This is a genomic window from Bradyrhizobium sp. LLZ17, from assembly GCF_041200145.1.
Classification (GTDB): Bacteria; Pseudomonadota; Alphaproteobacteria; order Rhizobiales; family Xanthobacteraceae; genus Bradyrhizobium.
Genome location: NZ_CP165734.1, coordinates 4,767,446 through 4,785,250, shown reverse-complemented (window position 1 = coordinate 4,785,250; position 17,805 = coordinate 4,767,446). Strand labels below are relative to the sequence as shown.

Genomic DNA, 17,805 nt, shown 5'->3' with positions numbered 1-17,805 from the left:
AAGATCCTCTGTCTTAAGGAGTGTCTATGCCCAGGCGCGCGGCAGATATGTGTCGCGCTTCCCGATGGTGCTCCATCCAAGGTCGCCAGTCGCGCGAACGAGCGCTCGATAGCAGCTTTCGGCCATTTTCACAACGATCAGATGGGGCCGAAACGCGCGCTCTACAGCGGAAGTTCCGGCTCGCGGCGGGCGTTGCGGCGGGCGTTGGTGACCGTGGGCGAAGCGGTCGAGCGGACAAAGCTCCAGCGGATCGAGGGCGCCTGACGGGCATCCTGGCGGATCACGATCTGCGCGGTGCGGCGCGGCCCGTCATTGCCGGCCAGGAACACGCTGTCCTCGAGATCGACCTTGTCGTCGAGGGCCTCGAAGGTCCAGACGTCGCGATTGGGCAGCACCAGCATGACGCCGCGGGCGTCCGACAGCCGGCTCGCCTTGACGGCCGGATGCAGATGGAAGCGCACCGCGAAATCGGCGTCGGCGCCCCTGAGGCGCGCGCCTTGCGGCGGCGACAGCATGTCCTCGCCATCGATGCGCGCGCCGTCATTGGCGATCATCAGCACACGGCGATAGATCACGCCGAATTTGGCGAGGTAGCCGTCATGCGAAGTCGTGAGCAGCGTGCCGTCCTGCACGACCTCGCGATAGCTCTCGACCTCGACGGGGCCGCTGGTCACGGGCGCGCCATGTAGCAGCCGCTTCATGGCCGACATCTCGACGAACTGGCAGGACGAGGTGTCGTGATAGGTCAGTGTCGAATGTGCCGCGGTGCCGCGGGCGAACGGGCGCCAGTTGTCGCGTCCCGTGGTCGGCATCCCGCAATTGGTGACGATGCGGCTGATGCCCGACGACAATTCGAACGACAGGCAACCGGCATGGGCATCGTGGCTGACGCCGGCCGGCGGCGGCGGGCCGGTATCGATGATCAGCGTGGTCTGGCCGGCATCGAGGCGCTGGAATCCGGTATGCGGCATGTTCGCCATCGGAGTGCCGTGGGTGTCGTCATAGGCGAGGAGCGTGGCGAGCAGGTCGGAAGGCGTCGCGCTCATGCCGTTGAACAGCGCGAAATTGCCGTCGCCATGCCGGAAGAAGCGCAGCATCGGCATCATGCGGTCGATCGCGTTGAGCAGCGCCGGCGGCGGCGCGATGTTGCGCGCGGCAAAAGTCTGCCGCAGCGGCAGCAGGTCGATCAGCAGCTCGATCAGCGCGCCGGGGTTACGCGAGATATGCCCGCCGTCGGGCAGGATCTGGCGCTGCAATTCGTCCGAGAGCTTCTTCGACGCGCTGCGGATGTGGCTGGCTTGGTTGGCGAGGCAGAGTGCCGTGTAGCACAGCGCGATCAGCACCTGGAGCTTCGGCACTCCATCCGGAATGTTGACCATGGTGTAGCGCATCAGGCGGATCTCGCGCGCCAGCGCACGCAGATAGCGGCGGTAGAACTTGTTGTCGGTGTCGTTGAGCACCAGCGGTGCCTGCGACAACAGCGAGATCACGCGGCGCGCCAGCACGTCGGCGCGGCGTCCAATGGGACGGCGCTTGTTGGCGGGATTGGAAATCCAGTCCTCGACCAGTGCGCGCGCATTGGCGCGCGTCAGCGCGGTGTCGGCGGCGCGCAGATGGCGCAGCCAGCCGAAGCCGAGCAGCGCGACCTCCCAATCCTCCGACGGCGGATCGAGATCGAAGATCGAGCGGCCATGGCAGTTGACGATCTTGCCGGCGAAGACGAAGCGCCCGGCGTAGATCTCTGCGGCACGCGTCGCGTCCGCGGTGCGCAGATCGTGCGGCGCGATGATCAGCCGGTCGGTCCGGCCGGGCCACACCCGCGACAGCGCAACGGAGCCGCCGCTCGCGCGCGCGAGCATGTTCCGCGCGAAGCGGTTCATCACCAGCGTCGAGATACGTCTGCGTTGAGCGACCGACACGCCTTGCCTTGAAGGGGAGAGGATTCCGACGAATCCTTATTAATCCCAAAATCGGTCGGCTGACACCACCTTGAAACGCCCCGAATCAGTGTCGCAGCAGGAAAAACCGGTGCAGAATCAGGATTTAACGAGCCGGGCCGCAAAAATCCGTCGAGCCCGCCGAGCTTCGGGTCGGCGTGCGGCAAATGGCTCGGCAGGGTCCGAAGATCACCGTCGGCGGTGATGATCTCGCTGAACCCGGAGACCTCGGAGGCTTCGATCGGCACGCGGCGCAGTCCAGGCTCTGCCGCCAGCAGCGCGGCGATGGCGTACTCGCCCTCTTCGGGTTCCAGCGAGCAGGTGCAGTAGACCAGCGTGCCGCCGGGCTTGAGCAGCGAGATGGATTTGCGCAGCAGCCGCTGCTGCAGCGTGGTCATCGCGGCGATGTCGGATTCCTGCCGGAGCCAGCACACGTCGGGGTGACGGCGGATCGTCCCGGTCGAGGTGCAGGGCGCGTCGATCAGGATACCGTCAAATCCATCCGCGGGACCGGCCCATTCCACGGCGTCGGCGACGACAGTCTCGGCCTGGAGCGACAATCGCGCCAGATTTTCGCGCAGGCGCGCCACCCGGGCCGGCGAACGGTCGATCGCCGTGACATGCGCGCCGGCGTGGGCCAGTTGCGCGGTCTTGCCGCCGGGCGCGGCGCAGAGATCGGCAATGGACTTGCCCTTGATGTCGCCGAACAACCGGGCTGGCAGCGCTGCGGCGGCATCCTGCACCCACCATTGTCCCTCAGTGAAGCCGGGCAGCATGGTCACGGCGCCGTGCAGCACCGTACGCACCGATCCGGTCGGCAGCATTTCGCCGTGCAGCCGGCTCGCCCATTGCGCGGCGTCGGACTTGACGGTGAGATCGAGCGACGGCTCGTGGCCGAGCGCGAGCGCCATGTCCCTTGCGACAGTCTCGCCGTAATGCGCGCTCCAGCGCGCGAGCAGCCAAGGCGGCAGGTCCAGCGATTGCGCGGCGACTTCCTCGACCAGCGCCTTGCCCTCGCGCGCGCAGCGGCGCAGCACTGCGTTGACGAGGCCGGCATAGCGCGCGGCACGCCGGTCGGACTGCACTAGGCGCACCGCGAGATCGACGGCGGCGTGATCGGGCACGTCCATCCACAGGATCTGGGCGGCGCCGATCAGCAGCGCGCTCTGGGCGCGCGGCGCATCGGACGGGATGCCCTTTTCGAGCAGGCGCGACAGCACATGGCCGAGTGTGCCGAGCCGGCGCAGGATGGTCGCAACCAGGCGCCGCATCAGCGCACGGTCGCGGTCGGCGAGCGTCTTTAATCCGGGGTGGGCGCCGGTGCCGTCGAGCTGGTCGTCAAGCGTGCGGTGCTTGTGCAGAACGCCGTCGACGATGTCGGCAGCGATCCGCCGCGCCGCGAGACCGGGCACTTCGGATGGAGGGGCGAAACGTTGAGATGGCATGCGGAAACAAGGTTCTGAGCGAAGCGGCAGTTCCGCCGCAATGGCGCATGCCTTAACAACTGCACATGTGGCATGTGAATATGCCAAATGTAAGAATGGCCTCTGGCGTTTTCAGTCCTTCGCGGCCATTTCAGCAATGCGTTATTGGACGTCGCGCGACCATTGATCCTGCGCTAGGAGACCAGGCGATGACCGACCATCCCACCGTTCCCGATCGCAAGCCGCTGTCGCCGGCGGCCCAGCGCGCGCTGGCCGAAGCCGAGGCGCGGCGGCAGGCCGCTGCGGCGCATGCCGAGGCGGCGCCGAAGGAGTTGCAAGGGCCGAAGGGGCCAGAGCCCACCCGTTATGGTGATTGGGAGCGCAAAGGCATCGCCTCGGATTTCTGAAGCTTCGGGTTTTGAAGTTCTTTTGTTTTGAAGTTCTTGTTTTCAAGTTCTCTTGCCGGTTCGGCCGACTCAGCCCTAGCGTGCGCAGATGTCGCGTTTCGAGCCCAGCAATCCGTATCGACCTTCGTACAACCGCTCCCCGTTCGGCCGTCGCTTCTCCGGACTATTGCCGTGGATGTTCGTGGTCGGCGTCGTGGTGGCGGTCGTGGTCACCTTCCGGCATGGCGCGAACTGGCCTGTTCCGCATGTTCCCGGCGGGCACGCGCGGGATACTGCGACCATCCTTGAGCAAACCGGCAATCCCGACATCCGCCTGCCGGTCGACGTCGTCCGCACCATCGATGGCGACACTTTTCTTGCACGCGTGCATCAACGCGACGGACACGAGCTCGTCGCGCGGGTTCGCCTGCGCGGCATCGATGCGCCCGAGATGAAAGCATCCTGCCAGCAGGAACTCGACAAAGCTGAAGCGGCCGCCGACGCGCTGCGCAATCTGCTCGGCCAGGGCGGCGTCACGATCTACAATCTCGGCTCCGAGAAATATGGGCGCGTCCTCGCCGATGTCGCGACCAGACACACCGCCAATGTTTCGGCCGTGCTGCTCGCGGGCGGTTATGCGCGCAGCTACAATGGCGGTCATCGCGACGGCTGGTGCGCACGCGGCTGGCGCTTCTGGTAACAAAAAAGCCGCGTGAACGACGCGGCTTTTCAATTCGATTTTGGTCCCGGCGATCAGCGCGCCACGACCACCGTCGTGCCGACCGAGACGCGGCTGTAGAGATCGGTGATGTCGTCGTTGAGCATGCGGATGCAGCCGTACGAGACGAAGCCGCCGACCGAGCCCGGCACATTGGTGCCGTGGATCGCATATTCGCCGCCGGCCAGCGTCATCGCGGCGACGCCCATCGGATTGCGCGGCGAGCCGCCCGGGATCACGTCGGGAATGTTCGGCTTGTCGCGCTTCACTTCGGCCGGAGGCGACCAGGCCGGGTTACGGTACTTGCCGTCGATGCGGGTGGTGCCGGCCCATTGCTTGCCGGACTTGCCGACGCCGACCGGATAGCGCACGGCGTGGCCGCTATCGAGGATGAGGTAGAGCCGCCGCTCGTTGGTCTTGACCACGATGGTGCCTGGCGAATAGTCGGCCACGTGCGTCCCCACCATTTCCGGCCGCGCCTGCGCCGCCGTCGACATCACGAGCCCTGCCCCGATGGTGGCGGCCAGCGCCACAGCAACCTTCATCGACATCGCTACTTCCCCTTGCCCCAAGCGGATCGTTCAAAATGACGCAGAACCCGGCAATCGCCGGCTCGCCCAGAGATTCTTAACCGCACCTGTTAACCGGATGGTTTCCACGCGCGGCCGCCGAGGGCCGGCCAGCAGCGAGAACAAAGGAAATGTTCGAAACAAAGTAAATGACTTGAAAACAACACTCGGCGGGAAACATGCGGGCGCGAGGGAGCGCGTCCTGACAAGTGCGTGAGGATGTCAGCGACGGTCATTCCGGGCCGCGCCATCGCGCGCCCGGAATGACCGATGTGGGTCTACGCCGACTTGCGATTCTGCCGGTTCTTGACGAGATCATCGACTACGGCGGGATCGGCCAGGGTCGAGGTGTCGCCCAGGCTGCCCGGCTCATCCTCGGCGATCTTGCGTAGGATGCGGCGCATGATCTTGCCGGAACGGGTTTTGGGCAGGCCGGGCGCGAACTGGATCTGGTCGGGCGAGGCGATCGGGCCGATCTCCTTGCGGACCCAGGTGACGAGTTCCTTGCGCAGATCCTCGGTCGGCTCGACGCCGGCCATCAGGGTCACATAGGCATAGATGCCCTGGCCTTTGATGTCGTGCGGGAAACCGACCACGGCGGCCTCCGACACCTTCTCGTGCGCGACCAGCGCGCTCTCGACCTCGGCGGTGCCCATGCGATGGCCGGAGACGTTGATGACGTCGTCGACGCGGCCGGTGATCCAGTAATAGCCGTCGGCATCGCGCCGGCAGCCGTCGCCCGTGAAATACTTGCCCTTGTAGGTCGAGAAGTAGGTCTGCTCAAAGCGGGCGTGATCGCCATAGACCGTGCGCATCTGGCCCGGCCAGGATTTGGCGATGCAGAGGTTGCCGGTGGTCTCGCCATCCAGCACCTTGCCGTCGGCATCGACGATCTCCGGCACCACGCCGAAGAACGGCTGCGTCGCCGAGCCCGGCTTGAGCTTGGTCGCGCCCGGCAGCGGCGTGATTAGAATGCCGCCGGTCTCGGTCTGCCACCAGGTGTCGACGATCGGGCAGCGCTCGTCACCGACGACTCGGCGATACCACTCCCAGGCTTCCGGATTGATCGGCTCGCCGACCGAGCCGAGCAGGCGGAGCGAAGCGCGCGAGGTTTTCTTCACGGGCTCGTCACCCGATTGCATCAACGCGCGGATCGCGGTCGGCGCGGTGTAGAAGATATTGACCTTGTGCTTGTCGATGACGTTCCAGAATCTGGAATTGTCCGGATAGTTCGGCACGCCCTCGAACATCAGCGTGGTCGCGCCGTTCGCCAGCGGCCCATAGAGAATGTAGCTGTGGCCGGTGACCCAGCCGACGTCGGCGGTGCACCAGTAGATGTCGCCGTCGTGATAGTCGAACACGTATTGATGCGTCATCGCAGCGAACACGAGGTATCCGGCCGACGTGTGCAGCACGCCTTTGGGCTGGCCGGTCGAGCCGGACGTATAGAGGATGAACAGCGGATCCTCGGCGTGCATGTGCTCGGCCGGGCACTCCGTTGTCACCATCGCGGCTGCGTCGTGATACCAGAGATCGCGCGTCGGGTTCATGTCGACCTTGCCGCCGGTGCGCTTGACCACGACGACCCAGTCGACGCCGTCGGCCTTGGCGAGCGCCGCGTCGACATTGGCCTTCAGCGGCACCTTCTTGCCGCCGCGCAGGCCTTCGTCCGCGGTGATGATGACCTTGGATTGGCAGTCGTTGATGCGCTGGGCGAGGCTGTCGGGCGAGAAGCCCGCGAACACCACGGAATGGATCGCGCCGATCCGTGCGCAGGCGAGCATCGCATAGGCCGCTTCCGGATCATCGGCAGGTAGATGGTGACGCGGTCGCCCTTCTTGACGTTGCGAGTGCGCAGGATGTTGGCCATCCGGCAGACTTCGTCGTGCAGCTCCTTGTAGGTGATGTGCTTCGACTGCGAGGGATCGTCGCCTTCCCAGATGATCGCGGTCTGGTGGGCGCGGTTGTGCAGATGCCGGTCGATGCAGTTATGGGCGACGTTGAGGACGCCGTCCTCGAACCATTTGATCGAGATGTTGCCGGGCGCGAAGGAGACGTTTTCGATCTTGGTCGGGGCCTTCATCCAGTCGAGGCGCTTGGCCTGTTCGGCCCAGAAGCCGTTCGGGTCCGAGATCGAGCGGGCGTACATTTGCTTGTACTTGGACTGGTCGACCCAGGCGCGCTTCGCCCACTCCGCCGGAACGTCGTAGATCTTCTCGGACATGTTTCCCTCCACATACGGCGAGCCGAACGCTAGCGACGAGCAAGCCGACTTGATCGTTGAACCGATTATGCGTCGGGCTAACCGGGCCCGACAAGGACCACAAGCTGGACCTTCGGTGAGCAGCCGGCCATGCGCAGGATCAAGCCGCCCGGCCCGGCTGTCGCAGATCTGAAACAGGCCACGCCCAGCCCTTTGGCTCTTTACCCAAATCTCCAGAACAGTCGGCGCAGGGCCCCTATGCGCCGCCCGGAGGTACTTGGAAACCGTCTCTCACTGACTCGGGACTCGCAATGCCGTTCGGAACACCCTAAGTGGCTAACCCGGGTCGCAAGAGACCCCTTGGAACAAAGATCAGAACAGCGGCATTGACCGATAACAGGCAGGGCTAAGGCATAAGACTATGATGGATCAGCAGAATCTCGGGACGATACAGCCCGCTTCAGCCGATCCCACCGCTATTGCGCTGGCCAAAGCCCTCGGACAATGGCCTAAACCGGCCGCTTCGGGCCGTCTCAGCCCCAAAAAGACTTTCGACACGGCGCCCGCGACTTCCGTTGAGGCAATCGCCAAGGAGCTGGGCCTGCGCCTCGGCGACCAGAACGAGCTCAAAATCCGGCGCATCAAGCGCGGCAAGGGCTACTCTTTCGTCCGGCCCAACGGCGCTCATATCCGCGACCGCCGCACCATCCGCCGTCTGCATTCCATGGCGGTTCCGCCGGCCTATCGCGAGGTGCGCTATTCGGCCGATCCGAGTTCGCATCTCCAGGCAGTGGGGCGCGATGCCGCAGGCCGGCTGCAATATCGTTATCATGCGGATTGGGAAAAGGTCCGCGAGCACCGCAAGGCGCATCGCCTGGAAAAGCTCGTCGGCGCGCTGCCAAAGATCCGGCGCAAGGTCTCGGCGTTCCTGTCCGGTGACGAGCCGACGCGCGAGTTCGCGCTCTCGGCCGTGATCGAGTTGATCGCGCGCACCGCGATCCGCCCGGGCAACGAATCCTATGCCCGCCTCAACGGCACCCGCGGCGCCACCACGCTGCTGAAGTCCAACGTCTTGCTGGAAGACGACTGCCTTGTCCTGACCTTCAAGGCGAAAGGTGGCAAGGCGGTGCGCAAGGAATGCGACGCGGCCAAGCTGGTGCGCGCCATCGGCATCCTCAACGGCGTGCCCGGCAAGCGCATGTTCCAGTATCGCGATGCCTCGGGCATCGTGCGGGCCGTGAACACCACGCAGGTGAACGCGTTCCTGCGCGAGATCGCCGGCATCAAGATTTCGCTGAAGGACTTTCGCACGCTGATGGCTTCCGCCGTTGTCGTGGAATCCCTGTCGCGGATCACGCCGGCGACCAGCCAGCGCGGCCGCAAGAAGCAGGTGCTGGACGCGATCCGCGCCGCCGCCGACAAGCTCTCCAACACGCCGGCGATCTGCCGCAAGAGCTACGTGCACGACACCATCGTCACTGCCTTCGAGGACGGTATCCTCGAACGCTTCGCCGCGACCATGAAGGGCCAGCGCTCGCAGGCGCGGCGCGAGCAGCTTTTGCAGCAAGTGGTGGCGACCGCAGCAGTTTGAGCCGCGCCTCGCTATGCCTTGTCGGAAACACCCTTGTCGGGACCAGGATCGCTGCCGGCGGCGGCGCTCGTGAGCCGTCCCAGATAATGCGCCCAACCCTTTGCGTGTGCGGCGGCCTGCTCTTCGGTCGGCAACCCGCTATGGGTCATGCGCAGCAGCGTGCCGCCGTCGCGCTCGATCAGGTCGATCTCGATCAGGCTCGAGCCGGGCGGCACTTCCTGACCGCCCTCCCAGCCGAACGTGTAGGCCAGGCGATGTACCGGCACGACCTCGCGGAAGGCGCCGCGCGCGGCGATGCCGCGCGGGCCGATGCCCTTGAGCAAATAGAGCCCGCCGGGATGCGGCTCAGTGGTCGCGTCCGAGCCCATCCAGCTCAGGATCTTTTCCGGGTCGGTGAGATAGGCGAAGACGGTGGCACGCGGGGCGGAAATCTGGGTCTCGCGTCGCACTATGAACGGGTCGGTCATCGGCGATCATCCCTGGGCTGACACTGGCACATGGCGGCGCCTAAGCGGGCCGTCAAGACGGCCCGTGAAGGATTGGCCGTGACAAAGCCGGCCCATCTTCGCCATCATCAGACACATGCAACTCTCCCCGACCCTTGCCTGGCTTGTCGATGCCGCCGCGGATTGCCTCGGGGCCGACCGTCTGCTTGCGGAACTCGGCGCGCATCTGGTCGCCGACGGCGTGCCGCTTGCGGCAGGCAGCCTGACGCTGGAGGTGCCGCACCCGCTGATCGCAAAGCGGACCTGGCTGTGGCGCGCGGAGAACGGCCGGGTCATCGAAGCGCTCGGCTTCGCACCGGGTGGATTGGCGCCCGACCCCCCGAGCGACGCCGGGCGCCGCTGGCTGCGCGATATCGCGCGCGGCGAGGTGCATGAAGACGTCGTCGGACGGCCCGATGGGCCGTCGCTCGGCTGGATCGGGCCGCGTCCGTTTACGGCAGGCGAGATCGAGCAATTGCGCCAGGCCGCGCGCTTTGCCGCGACGCCGCTTGCCGTGCTCGCCGCGCGCGCCACGTTGCGGGCGACGCTCGATGCCTATCTGGGCAAGCGCAGCGCGGAGCGGGTGCTGGCGGCACCCTTGCGGCGCGACCTCGGCGAAACCATCCAGGCCGCACTGCTCTATGCGGATTTGCGCAACTTCACGCGCTTGTCGGATACCAATCCGCCGGCCGATGTCATCGCGGCGCTCGACGCCTGGTTCGATCGTATTGCCGGCGCGGTTCCCGCCTTCGGCGGCGAGGTGCTGAAATTCATCGGCGATGGTGTGCTGGCGATCTTCCCGGTGGTGGAGGCGTCGCCGCGGCAGGCCTGTGAAGCCGCTTTGCGTGCGGCCTCGGCTGCCAGGGCCGGAATGGCTCATCTCAATGAGGAGCGCCGAAGCCGCGGCCTGCCGCCGCTGTCGTTCGGCGCCGCGCTTCATCTCGGCGAGATGCTGTGGGGTAATATCGGCGCCGCCAACCGGCTGGACTTCACCGCGATCGGCCCCGCGGTGAATCTCGCCAGCCGGCTCGAGGGATTGTGCAAACCGCTTGGCCAGACCGTGCTGGTCTCCGGCGCGTTGGCCGCCGAGACGGACACGCCCCTGGTCGCGCTCGGACAACATCCGCTGCGGGGCATCGCCGCGCCATGCGAGGTCTTTGCGCTGCCGGAGAAACAAGCTCCGATGTCGTAGCCCGGATGGAGCGCAGCGTAGTCCGGGACCCTGCCACATGAAGATTTTCCCGGATTGCGCTGCGCTCCATCCGGGCTACTCCAGCAACTACATGCCACCCATCTTGCAGACCAGCTTCCACTCCTCGGCCGTCACCGGCTGCACCGACAGGCGCGAATACTTCACCAGCGCCATGTCCGCGAGCTTCTTGTCGGCCTTGATCGCGGCCATCGTCACCGGCGTCTTCAATGGCTTGTCAGCCTTGATGTCGACGCATACGAACTTGCCGGTCTTGTCGGTCGGGTCGGGATAGGCCTCCTTGACGATCTCCGCGATGCCGACGATCTCCTTGCCCTCGTTGGAATGATAGAAGAACGCCTTGTCGCCCTTCTTCATGGCGACCAGATTCTGGCGCGCGGTGAAATTGCGCACGCCGGTCCAGGCTTCGCCCTTGGCGCCCTTTGCCACCTGCTGGTCCCAGGACCACACCGACGGTTCGGATTTCACCAGCCAGTAGTTCATTGCGCGTCCTTGTCCATTCGTCGCGGCCGGGGTTCGTCCGGCCATCCACGTCTCAGTTGTTCAATATCAAGACGTGGATGCCCGCGACAAGCGCAGGCTTGACGGAAGACGTCATTCCTCGGCCTTGAAGGGACGCGTCAATAGCCCTTCGATCGCAGCGTCGATGGTGCTCCTGCCGCTCAGGATCGCCGCAACGGCGTCCGATACCGGCATCTCGATATTGTGCGAAGCGGCGAGCTCGATCAACACCGGCGCGGTGAACTCGCCTTCCGCAAGCTTGCCGGCAGGCGGCTGCTCGCCGCGGCCGAGCGCAAGGCCGAGCGCAAAATTGCGCGATTGCGGGCTCGAGCAGGTCAGGATCAGATCGCCAAGGCCGGACAGTCCGGTGAGTGTCTCGCTGCGCGCGCCGAGCGCGCGGCCGAGGCGTGTCAGCTCGGCGAAGCCGCGCGTGGTCAACGCCGCTTGTGCCGAGGCGCCGAGCTTGCGTCCGACCGCGATGCCAACCGCGATCGCCAGCACGTTCTTGGCCGCGCCGCCGATCTCGACACCGCGGGTATCTGTAGAGTGATAGGGCCGGAAGGTCGCCGAGCCCAGCGCCTGCACCAGACTGCTGGCGAGCGCATCGTCGTTCGCCGCCAGCGTCACCGCCGTCGGCAGGCCGCGTGCGACGTCGTCGGCGAAGCTCGGGCCTGACAGGATCGCCGGCTGCGCGTGAGGCGCGGCTTCGGCGATCACGTCGGTCATGAACCTGTGCGTGCCATGCTCGATGCCCTTGGCGCAGGCCACGACCGGCACCGGCTTTGCGATGTGCGAGGCCAGCAGGTTGACCGCACCGCGCAGATGCTGCGCGGGCGTCGCGATCAGCAGCATGTCCGCGCGTGCGGCCAGGGCGAGATCGTGCGTCACGGCGATCTCCGGCGCCAAGCGCACGCCAGCCAGCCGCGGATTGTCACGGGTTGTCGCAATTCGCGTCGCATGCTCCGCATCGCGCGCCCACAGCGTCACGGCGCGTCCCGCTCGCGCGGCCACCGTCGCCAGCGCCGTGCCCCAGGCGCCCGCTCCGATCACCGCGACGGAGTGGAATTCCGCCATCGCTAAAATCCCGCCCGCGTGTTGCCGTAGCCTGCCGGTGCCGTGGCGTTGGCGTCGAGCAGCCAGCGCGCGCGGGGCTGGGCTTCCAGCGTGTCGGTCATGCCGAGCGCGAGGCGTTCGGCGCCGGCCCAGGCGATCATCGCGCCATTGTCGGTGCAGAGCGACGGCGGCGGCATGATCAGTTGCGTCTGCGCTTTCGTGGCAACGTCGTATAGCGCGCCGCGGATTGCCTGATTGGCGGCGACGCCGCCCGCGGCGACCAGCGCATGTGGCGCGCCGAACTGCTCGCGGAAAAGCCTGAGCCCCACGCTCAGGCGGTCCGCCGTCGAGTCCAGCACGGCGGCCTGGAAGCTGGCGCAGAGGTCGTCGATGTCCTGCGGCATGATCTCGGTAATCCGGCTCGCTTCGTTGCGCACCGCCGTCTTCAATCCCGACAGCGAGAAATTGGCGTCGGGGCGTCCCTGCATCGGCCGCGGAAAGGCAAAGCGCGTGGCGTCGCCGTTTGCCGCCGCGCGCTCGACCTGAGGGCCGCCGGGATAGGGCAGGCCCAGCATCTTCGCGACCTTGTCGAAGGCCTCGCCGATGGCATCGTCAACGGTGGTGCCGAGCCGCACATATTGGCCGACACCGGTGACTGCGACGATCTGGGTGTGGCCGCCGGAGGCGAGGAACAGGCAATAGGGAAATGCGACTCCGTCCGTCAGCCGCGGCGTCAGCGCATGCGCTTCGAGATGGTTCACCGCGATCAGCGGTGTGTCATGCACCATCGCGATCGCCTTCGCGGTGGTGAGCCCGACGATGACGCCGCCGATCAGCCCCGGGCCGGCGGCTGCCGCCACGCCATTGAGCTGCGCGTAGTCGATGCCGGCCTCGTGCATGGCGCGGTCGATGATGCCGTCGAGCACGTCGACATGGGCGCGCGCGGCGATCTCCGGCACGACCCCGCCGAAACGGGCGTGCTCCTCGACCTGAGATCGCACGATATTGGACAGGATCTTGCCACGGCCATCGGGTGCGCGCTCGATCACGGCCGCCGCGGTCTCGTCGCAGGTGGTTTCGATGCCGAGTACCAGCATTGGCAGATCGTTATCCAATTTGCGCCCTTGCGCTCATATGTAAACCAGAGTTCTGGTAGGTCCGGTAGCATTCCGGGGTCGTCTTGCGCAATTGCCGTGAAACGTCCCCACTCCTCGGCCCTGGGAACACAAGCGATGTCCATTCTTGTCACACGGCCGCATCCGGACAATGTGGCATCTGCGGACGCTTTGCGGGCACGGGGGCATGCGGTGCTGCTTGCGCCGCTGCTCAAATTCGAGCCGGTCGCCTTCCATCACGAGAGCGAGGCCGCGTACGGCGCCATCGTCGTCACGTCGGCGAATGCGATCCGCGCCATCGCGCCGCTGTTGCCGGATCTCGATCTGTTGAAGCTGCCGCTGTTCGCCGTCGGCGAGCACACCGCCGCTGCGGCGCGCGACGCCGGCTTTGCCGAGGTGATTGTCGCCGAAGGTGATGCCGCGGCCTTGCGCGACAAGGTGATGCAGGGCGCGCGCGACAAGCGCGTGAAGAAGAAGAGCACGCTGCTTTATCTGGCGGGTGCGGATCTGTCGCGCGATCTCGGCGGCGAACTCGGCGCCGAAGGATTTAACGTGGTGACGCAGACGACCTATCGCATGGCGCCCGTCAAGCACTTGCCGCGCGAGGTCTGCGAGGGTTTTGCTTCCCACGGTATAAGAGCGGTGCTGCACTATTCCCGGCGCAGCGCGCGGGCGTTCCTGGAGGCGGCGCGGGACGAAGGCGTCGAGATTTCGGCGCTGGCGATCCCGCAATGCTGCCTGTCCGAGACGGTTGCCGCTGTGCTGCGCGAGGCCGGCGCCGCGCAGGTCGCGGTTGCGGCGACGCCGGACGAAAATGCCTTGTTTGAGACCTTGGAGCGTGCTTTGCGGGCCCGTTTGGCGTAAGAGGACGGGCCGAATCCGGCGCAAGCGGGCTCGCCCCGGTACGTAAGTGTGAGGAACCGTCACGATGGCCGACGACAAGCCTGAAGACGCAGGATTGGCCCCCGAGTCTGGCCGTGCCAAGCGCGCGCCCCCGACCATCGACCTCGAGGCGACCGAAGTCTCCACCCAGCCGCAGGACGCGGCCGGCGAGCCGGAGGTGCAACGATCGGCCGAGCAGGCAATGTCCGAGCAGGCCAGTGTCGAGGAAACCAAGGTTGAGGAAACCAAGCCTGAGGAAATCAAGCCTGAGCCGGAGCGCGTCGAGGCGCAGGCCGCGGTTGCGCCCGCAGCCATCTCTCCATGGATCATTGCGCCATTTTCCGGTGCCGTCGCAGCGGCGGTTGTGATCGCGGTCGGCTGGATGCTGGGCTGGCCCGCGGTCCAGGCGCCACCGGCCGCGCCGCAAGTGACAAGCGCGACGGTCGACGCACTGAACGGTCGCGTTGCCGCAGTCGAAGCCAAGGCCGGCAAGCCGACCGCCGATCCGGCAGTGACGGCGCGGCTCGAGGCCCTGGAGAAATCCGTCGGCACCCTGCGCAGCGACATCGCCAATCTGCGCGCGCAGTCCGACAAGGTCACGAGTGCATTGAACGATGCGAAATCCGCGCCGCGCGATGCGGCTGGTTCATCCGAGCTCGCCGCGCTCAACGATCGCATTTCCCAGCTCGAGCGCGCCAGCACCAACGCACGCGCCGAGCTCGCCCAGCAGGGTGAGAAGATCGCCGACGCAAAGGTGATGGACGACAAGCCGTTGCGCTATGTGGTCGCCGCCACCCTGCTCGACGTCGCCGTGCGCCACAACGATCCTTACGAGGCGCAACTCTCCGCGGCGCGCTCGCTAGCAGCCAAGCCCGAACTGCTGAAGCCGCTCGACGTGTTCGCGTCGACCGGCATCCCGACGCCGGTCGCGTTGAGCCGCGAGCTCCTCAACATCGTGCCGAAGCTGTCGCCGCCGGCGGAAGCCCCAAGCAGCAACGCCGGCATCGTCGAGCGCCTTCAGGCGGGAGCGTCAAAACTCGTCCGCATCGAGCGCACGGATGGCGTCGGCAACGATCGCGGCGCCATCGTGGCGCGGGTCACGTCGGCGGCGCTGCGCAACGATTTTGTCGAGGCGCGGCGCGAGCTGAAGACGCTGCCGGAGGCCGAGCGTGCGCCGGCGCAGGCCTGGCTCGACAAGGCCGATGCCCGCGATGCCGCGCTCGCGGCCTCCCGCAAATTCGCCGACGATGCCATGGCCGGTCTCGCCAAAGCCGATCTCGCCAAGCCCGATCTCGTCAAGTCTGCTCAATAAGATTCGCGCAACCAGTCGCGCGTATTAGGATCGCCATGCTTCGCATCGTCCTCTTCCTCGTTCTGATTGCGCTTGCAGGCGCCGGCGCGGCCTGGGTTGCAGACCAGCCCGGCGACGTCGTGATGACCTGGGGCGGCTTTCGGGCGTCACCGAGTATCCCAGTGTTCGCGCTCGGCCTCGGCATATTCGCCGTCGCGATCATCTTCGTCTGGAGCATCCTGACCACGATCTGGCGCACGCCAAGGCGGTTGCGCCGCCGCCGTCACGAGAAGCGCCACGCGCGTGGACGTCACGCCATCACCCACGGCCTGCTTGCGATTGGCCATGGCGATACCGCCCTCGCCCGCCGTCACGCGGATGCGGCGCGACGCCATGCGCCCGACGACCCGCTCGCGCTGCTGTTGCATGCGCAATCAGCCCAGCTCGACGGCAATCGCGAAGAGGCGCAGCGCGCCTTCCGCGCCATGGCCGAGCGCGAGGACACAAGGCTGCTCGGCCTGCGCGGCCTGTTCATCGAGGCGCAGCGCGCCGATGACGCGGTCGGCGCCGTGATGATCGCGGAGGAAGCGATCAAGCTGTCACCGTCGTCGACCTGGGCCTCGCACGCGGTGCTCGGCTTCCGTTGCGCGCGCGGCGACTGGAGCGGCGCGCTCGCGATCCTCGATTCGAATCTGTCCGCCGGCTTGATCGACAAGCAGGCCTATCGCCGCCAGCGCGGCGTGCTGCTCACGGCGCGCGCGCTGGAATTGGAAACCATGGACCGCGACCTCGCGCGCGAGAGCGTGATGGAGGCGATCAAGCTCGCCCCGACGCTGGTGCCGGCGGCCGTGCTCGCCGCGAAATTCGAGAGCGAGGCGCATCAGGTGCGCCGCGCTATGAAGCTGGTGGAGGCGGCCTGGCTCGCCAATCCGCATCCGGATCTTGCGGACGCCTATGCGCATGTGAAGCTCGGCGATGCCGCACGACAGCGCTTGCAGCGGGTCGAGACGCTCGCGGCGAAAACGCCTGCCGACAGGCCCGGCCGCGTCGAAGGCCAGCTCGCGATCGCGCGCGCCGCGATCGATGCCTCGGAATTCGCCCGTGCACGCGAGGTGCTCGCGCCTTACGTCAATGATCCGACCCAGCGCGTGGCGCTGTTGATGGCCGAGATCGAGCGCACCGAGCATGGCGACGGCGGCCGTGCCCGCGCCTGGACGTTGCGCGCGGTGCGCGCCCGCCACGATCCGGCCTGGACCGCGGACGGCTACGTCAGCGACCGCTGGCGTCCGGTGTCTCCGGTCACCGGCCGCCTCGATGCCTTCCAGTGGCAGACGCCGGTCGCGAGCCTGCCATCCGATAAGGGCCCCATGATCAGATCCTCGGCGTTCGAGGAAGCCATGCTCGCCGCCCCGCCGCCGAAGCGGGTGACGGCGTCCGAGAGCCCGGCGGAGCCGGCCGCCGCCGAACCGGTCCCGGCCGCTCAGGACAATTCACCCCCGGTCGCGGAAGTGCTCGAGGCGGCGCACGCTGAGCCCGTCAACCCGGCCCCGGAGCCCGCCGAATCATCGCCACCGGCAGCAACACCGGTGTTCCGGACCCGCGCCGATCTCGGCAAGCCCGCGCCGGCGCCGATCCCTGCGGTCATCCCGGTCGTCCGCGCGCCGGACGACCCCGGGATCGATGACGAGGGTCCGAGCGATGAATTTGCGGAGCAAATCGGCGCGTCCCGGGTCCACGGAAAGGTCCAGGCCGGCGGCTGGCGCGGATTCTGGTCCCGCTGGGGCGCCTGAGCCGCATTTCGGACCCGGCTTGTCCTTGCCAATTCGGGCCATGCCCGATATCAGGAGCGCGCGTATCGGGGCCCGGCTTCGCCGGTCCCGCCAGGGTCCGCCGCAATAGCTCAGCTGGTAGAGCACGTCATTCGTAATGACGGGGTCGGGGGTTCGAATCCCTCTTGCGGCACCAACACTTAGCCCAAAACGCACAAGTTTCGAGCCGGCTCAGGGTAACGCTAGGGTAAACAAAGCCGCACCCGCTCGATCTCCTCGCCTCGTCGGTTTGGCCCGCTCGCCATGGCAGCCATTTCATCAGCCGCCGGCCAAACGATGGTTTCAGTCTGGGGCCGCGTGATGACTTGAAGCCATGTCTCACCTGGGGCGTACCAGCTCGCATCCGAGCCGGCTGAAGGCTCGTGCAGCCGCAGATGGTCCCAGCCGCGGGCGATCTCGCGCAAGCGGTCGCGGTCCTCAATGGTATTGTGCACGGCGATGGCGGCGGGTCGTCGGGCGACCTTCAGCCGGTAATAGGACAGCTGCGCGAGCGGAGGGTGGCGCTCGATCCTGGCTCTCGCCAATGCGTCGAGTGCAGATCCGCTTCCGACATGGCGGGCCAAAGTCCAGCCGTTGGCACGCGCAAAGTTCTGAGCAAACGGCGTGCGCAT

14 protein-coding genes, 1 tRNA gene, 2 pseudogenes and 1 riboswitch are annotated in these 17,805 nt (G+C 66.6%); of the genes and pseudogenes, 8 read left to right on the top strand and 9 right to left on the bottom strand.

The features are described 5' to 3' along the window. Positions 1-21: 21 nt before the first annotated feature. Positions 22-103: riboswitch (ZMP/ZTP riboswitch) on the bottom strand. Positions 104-161: 58 nt separating this feature from the next. Together AB8Z38_RS23065 and AB8Z38_RS23060 are read right to left on the bottom strand one after the other, a co-directional pair. Next, complete coding sequence (locus AB8Z38_RS23065; protein WP_369726578.1) at positions 162-1,880, bottom strand: heparinase II/III family protein; 1,719 nt, start codon at positions 1,878-1,880, stop codon at positions 162-164. Between the two features lie 156 nt (positions 1,881-2,036). Further along, positions 2,037-3,382: pseudogene (locus AB8Z38_RS23060) on the bottom strand (RsmB/NOP family class I SAM-dependent RNA methyltransferase). Positions 3,383-3,570: 188 nt separating this feature from the next. Between AB8Z38_RS23060 and AB8Z38_RS23055 the strand changes: the two are divergent. Further along, on the top strand, positions 3,571-3,768 hold the full coding sequence (locus tag AB8Z38_RS23055) for a DUF1674 domain-containing protein (RefSeq protein ID WP_369720086.1): 198 nt from the start codon (positions 3,571-3,573) through the stop codon (positions 3,766-3,768). An 88-nt stretch (positions 3,769-3,856) separates the two neighbouring features. Next, positions 3,857-4,447 (top strand): thermonuclease family protein, encoded by a 591-nt coding sequence (locus tag AB8Z38_RS23050; protein ID WP_369720085.1) that lies wholly within the window; start codon positions 3,857-3,859, stop codon positions 4,445-4,447. A 53-nt stretch (positions 4,448-4,500) separates the two neighbouring features. Here AB8Z38_RS23050 and AB8Z38_RS23045 read toward each other — a convergent pair whose 3' ends face one another. Together AB8Z38_RS23045 and acs are read right to left on the bottom strand one after the other, a co-directional pair. After that, positions 4,501-5,016, bottom strand: a complete 516-nt coding sequence (locus tag AB8Z38_RS23045) for a L,D-transpeptidase (protein WP_369720084.1) — start codon at positions 5,014-5,016, stop codon at positions 4,501-4,503. A 296-nt stretch (positions 5,017-5,312) separates the two neighbouring features. Next, positions 5,313-7,258 (bottom strand): annotated as a pseudogene (gene acs, locus AB8Z38_RS23040) (acetate--CoA ligase). A gap of 400 nt (positions 7,259-7,658) precedes the next feature. On the opposite strand from acs, the gene AB8Z38_RS23035 reads away from it, so the two are divergent. Beyond that, a complete protein-coding gene (locus AB8Z38_RS23035) occupies positions 7,659-8,828 on the top strand; it encodes a DNA topoisomerase IB (protein ID WP_369720083.1) in 1,170 nt (389 codons plus the stop codon). 11 nt (positions 8,829-8,839) lie between these two features. On the opposite strand, the gene AB8Z38_RS23030 is transcribed toward AB8Z38_RS23035, so the two are convergent. Further along, positions 8,840-9,295, bottom strand: a complete 456-nt coding sequence (locus AB8Z38_RS23030; protein ID WP_369720082.1) for an SRPBCC domain-containing protein — start codon at positions 9,293-9,295, stop codon at positions 8,840-8,842. Between the two features lie 115 nt (positions 9,296-9,410). Here AB8Z38_RS23030 and AB8Z38_RS23025 point away from each other — a divergent pair, with 115 nt between their 5' ends. Continuing rightward, on the top strand, positions 9,411-10,505 hold the full coding sequence (locus AB8Z38_RS23025) for an adenylate/guanylate cyclase domain-containing protein (RefSeq protein WP_369720081.1): 1,095 nt from the start codon (positions 9,411-9,413) through the stop codon (positions 10,503-10,505). An 87-nt stretch (positions 10,506-10,592) separates the two neighbouring features. Here AB8Z38_RS23025 and AB8Z38_RS23020 read toward each other — a convergent pair whose 3' ends face one another. The 3 genes from AB8Z38_RS23020 to tsaD form a co-directional block, all read right to left on the bottom strand. Further along, complete coding sequence (locus AB8Z38_RS23020; protein ID WP_369726577.1) at positions 10,593-11,006, bottom strand: EVE domain-containing protein; 414 nt, start codon at positions 11,004-11,006, stop codon at positions 10,593-10,595. A 111-nt stretch (positions 11,007-11,117) separates the two neighbouring features. Continuing rightward, positions 11,118-12,098 carry an NAD(P)H-dependent glycerol-3-phosphate dehydrogenase gene (locus tag AB8Z38_RS23015; protein WP_369720080.1) on the bottom strand — a complete coding sequence of 327 codons (981 nt, stop codon included), beginning with the start codon at positions 12,096-12,098 and terminating at the stop codon, positions 11,118-11,120. A 2-nt stretch (positions 12,099-12,100) separates the two neighbouring features. Continuing rightward, complete coding sequence (gene tsaD / locus AB8Z38_RS23010; protein ID WP_369720079.1) at positions 12,101-13,174, bottom strand: tRNA (adenosine(37)-N6)-threonylcarbamoyltransferase complex transferase subunit TsaD; 1,074 nt, start codon at positions 13,172-13,174, stop codon at positions 12,101-12,103. 135 nt (positions 13,175-13,309) lie between these two features. Between tsaD and AB8Z38_RS23005 the strand changes: the two genes are divergently transcribed. The 4 genes from AB8Z38_RS23005 (at position 13,310) to AB8Z38_RS22990 (ending at position 17,330) form a co-directional block, all read left to right on the top strand. Then, positions 13,310-14,056, top strand: a complete 747-nt coding sequence (locus AB8Z38_RS23005) for a uroporphyrinogen-III synthase (protein ID WP_369720078.1) — start codon at positions 13,310-13,312, stop codon at positions 14,054-14,056. 64 nt (positions 14,057-14,120) lie between these two features. Then, positions 14,121-15,386, top strand: a complete 1,266-nt coding sequence (locus AB8Z38_RS23000) for a COG4223 family protein (protein WP_369720077.1) — start codon at positions 14,121-14,123, stop codon at positions 15,384-15,386. A gap of 35 nt (positions 15,387-15,421) precedes the next feature. Continuing rightward, positions 15,422-17,155: a heme biosynthesis HemY N-terminal domain-containing protein gene (locus tag AB8Z38_RS22995; protein WP_369720076.1), complete on the top strand. Its 1,734-nt coding sequence runs from the start codon at positions 15,422-15,424 to the stop codon at positions 17,153-17,155. A gap of 99 nt (positions 17,156-17,254) precedes the next feature. Beyond that, positions 17,255-17,330 (top strand) — tRNA-Thr (locus tag AB8Z38_RS22990). 46 nt (positions 17,331-17,376) lie between these two features. On the opposite strand, the gene AB8Z38_RS22985 is transcribed toward AB8Z38_RS22990, so the two are convergent. Continuing rightward, a complete protein-coding gene (locus AB8Z38_RS22985) occupies positions 17,377-17,805 on the bottom strand; it encodes a hypothetical protein (protein ID WP_369720075.1) in 429 nt (142 codons plus the stop codon).